The 1,533-nt window shown below is 64.6% G+C and carries 1 pseudogene; it reads left to right on the top strand.

Annotated elements, in window-relative coordinates:
• Positions 1-459: 459 nt before the first annotated feature.
• A pseudogene (locus AB0M87_RS33340) lies at positions 460-1,442 on the top strand (IS481 family transposase).
• The last annotated feature ends 91 nt before the right edge of the window (positions 1,443-1,533 follow it).

Here is a 1,533-nt window from a genome sequence, read left to right as displayed (position 1 = left end):
GACCCGATACTCTTCTTCACCTGAGAAGTGCCTCCGGCTTGAGCAGGAACAAGGACCTCGACAATCCTCATTCTTGCTGGTCAGAGGCACTTTTCTCTTACTTGACCACCCGTCGGACGGCCCGCTTCATGAAAGGGCGAGGCTAATGCGCTGCCTGTGTGCCCTGCGACGGCCTCGGGCCTGCTATCGACGAGTTCTTGGCTGGTTGTCAACCCGTTGTCTTTGGCCGGGTGGGCCTGGATTGCAAGCCGGACGACCCATGGGTCGTGGCCCTCGCGCCTGGGTCAAGCTCGGACCCGCCGCACAGTGACTCCATCTGACCTACCGCGCCTGTGAGCTGGCGGTAGCAGGCGAACTAGGTGTATTGATCACGAGCGTTGTTGACAGTCGTGCTCTTGAACATGGTGAAGACCTCCGATGTGGTGGAGCTGGCTAGGAACACACCACACGGAGGTCTTCGTGTCCCACCGTAATGCCCGGCTGACGGTCTTCGGGAGGCGTCTGTTGGTCGAACGTGTCGCATCCGGTCGTCCGGTCGCGCACGTCGCCGCTGAGATGGGAATCTCACGGGCGACAGCGCACAAGTGGGTGCGTCGGTGGCGCGTGGAGGGTGAGGCGGGGTTGCTCGACCGCTCGAGCCGACCGCGCACGACCCCGCACCGCACGGCTCCCGAGACGGAAACGCAGTCTGTGATCTGCGCAAGGCCCGCAAGCTCGGTCCGGCCCGCATGGGGCCGATCCTCGGACTGCCGGCCTCGACAGTGCACCGGATCCTGACCCGTCACGGCCTGAACCGGCTCGCCTGGCTGGACCGCCCGACCGGCGAGCCGATACGCCGCTACGAACGGGACCAGCCCGGCGAGCTGGTGCACGTCGACATCAAGAAGCTCGGCAACATCCCGGACGGCGGCGGGTGGCGCACGGTCGGCAGGTCAACCGGCAACCACAACCGGCAGGCCACCACCGACCAGCGCAAGAGCTGCAAACCAGTGATCGGTTACAGCTACATCCACTCCGCGACCGACGACCACTCCCGCTTGGCCTACAGCGAGGTCCTGGCCGACGAACGTCAGCACACCGCCATCGGCTTCTGGCAGCGGGCGAACGCATTCTTCAACGCCCACGGCATCACTGTCGAACGCGTCCTGACCGACAACGGTTCCTGCTACAAGTCACGCCTCTTCACCCAGGCACTGACCACGGCCGGCATCACCCACAAACGCACCCGCCCCTACCGGCCGCAGACGAACGGCACGGTCGAACGCTTCAACCGCACCCTCGCCGAGGAATGGGCCTACCTACGGCCCCACACCTCCACCCTCGAACGAACCGAAGCACTCGAGGACTTCCCGCACAGCCACAACTACCATCGCTGCCACACCGCATTCGGAGGCCAACCCCCCATCAGCCGCGTGAACAACGCTGCGGGCCGATACACCTAGGCACTGTTTCTCGGATCTCGGGACGTGGGTGGGGTGTTGAGGCCAGGCTGGCTGTATGGGCCGTGGTGATCTGACGAATGCGGAGTGGGAT

The organism is Streptomyces sp. NPDC051320 (assembly GCF_040682175.1).
Classification (GTDB): Bacteria; Actinomycetota; Actinomycetes; order Streptomycetales; family Streptomycetaceae; genus Streptomyces.
This window is presented reverse-complemented; position numbering and strand designations above follow the sequence as displayed.